1 protein-coding gene is annotated in these 1,370 nt (G+C 45.3%); it reads right to left on the bottom strand.

Going from position 1 to position 1,370, the window contains the following annotated elements; translation table 11 throughout:
- The coding region (locus ACFINZ_RS09460; protein ID WP_375701394.1) for a hemagglutinin repeat-containing protein at positions 1-1,370 on the bottom strand (1,370 nt) is incomplete at both ends.

The raw sequence follows: 1,370 nt of genomic DNA, 5'->3' as shown, positions 1-1,370 counted from the left end.
CTATCGTGATATTCCCTTGAGCACCAAGAGCAACATTGCCCTTCGCATCGATATCGGACGCAAAAACACGGATATCTTTTCCAGAGAGAACAGTGGTCTCTTTTCCAGAACTTAAATAAGAGCCATTATGCACAGCAACATGGGAGGTGTGATCCCCCCGATAGCTATTGGCACTGTTGCGCGTGGCATCAAGCGAAACAGTGTCTTTTGCTTGTAAGAAAAGATTATCCTTCGTTTGAACTTCAGAGCCCAGAATATTCAGATCCTTTCCAGAGGAAAGCGTTGTTGAGCCTCCAGAATTAACTTCTGATTGTTGATGCATGGATGCATTACCCTGCGCATCATGGTCGGTAGTTTTTATGGCACCGATTGTCAAATTGCCCTGCTCTGTGGCCATGGCAAGATCACCCCCTGTGCTGATCTTTACCCCAGAGGCTGTCATATCTTTCTTAGCAAGAACTGTCGCATTGCCCCCAGCAGAAAGCGCATTGGTGTTTAAAACAGTTTCCACACCGTCAACCATTGTGCGCCCTGCATCCAAATGAATATTGTTCTCCGCAAGCAAAACAGCATCATTACCAGCAACAAAATGCCCCCCTTGACCTAGAAGTTGGCTGCTCTTCATCTGCAAGTGATGTGTGGCATTTATCCGCCCTGAATTGGTGATATTTTTAGCAGTGATATTGACATTCTCACCCATGATTAAAGCACTTGCAAAAACAAAGGAAGCTCTGTCTTTTTCGGGGATGTAAAGAACGGGAGCATAAACATCCATGCCCTTTATTCTTTGACGCACATAAATCACCATGGGCGCTTCTAAACTTGCCAATTGTTCTTCACTTAAAGCTTCTCCAAAGACAAGATTGTTGGCTTTTACATAGTCTGCCCCTACATCTAGCAAGGTTTTCATTTGTTCAACAGCATCCTTACCAGGAATTAAGACCCCTCCTTTGCCTAAACCTTGACCAACCAGATCACGCAATTGCTCTTCAACCAATTGCTTTTCAAAATAAGCATCCCCTAAGAAAAAAATCTCCCTATCAGGATTGTAGCCAATTCTGTTCAAGAAATAGGCTGATCCATAAAATTTACCAACATCAAGGAATTCCGCCCGCGTTTCATAAAGGAAATTCTGTTGAGGTAGCGTGCCCCCAACACCGCCCGATTGGGGCTTTGGCAAAGGAAGCCCCTCAGAAGGTTCCCCTGAATTATTGAGATCCACTTTTGGTGTAAAGAGAGCACCAGCCCCGGTCAAACCACTCAGCGCCTCCAGCGGATTACCTCCAACCGCTTTGGCTTCAAAATGCGCATCCCCTCTAATGGAGCCTTCGGCTGCCTTGTTGTTGAGTTGATCTACCACTAGATTTAAA

Origin of the sequence: Bartonella sp. AA81SXKL (assembly GCF_042196945.1) — a bacterium.
In the GTDB taxonomy this organism is placed as follows: domain Bacteria; phylum Pseudomonadota; class Alphaproteobacteria; order Rhizobiales; family Rhizobiaceae; genus Bartonella.
Note: the sequence above shows the minus strand (reverse complement) of the source record. Positions and strands in the feature narration are given on the sequence as shown.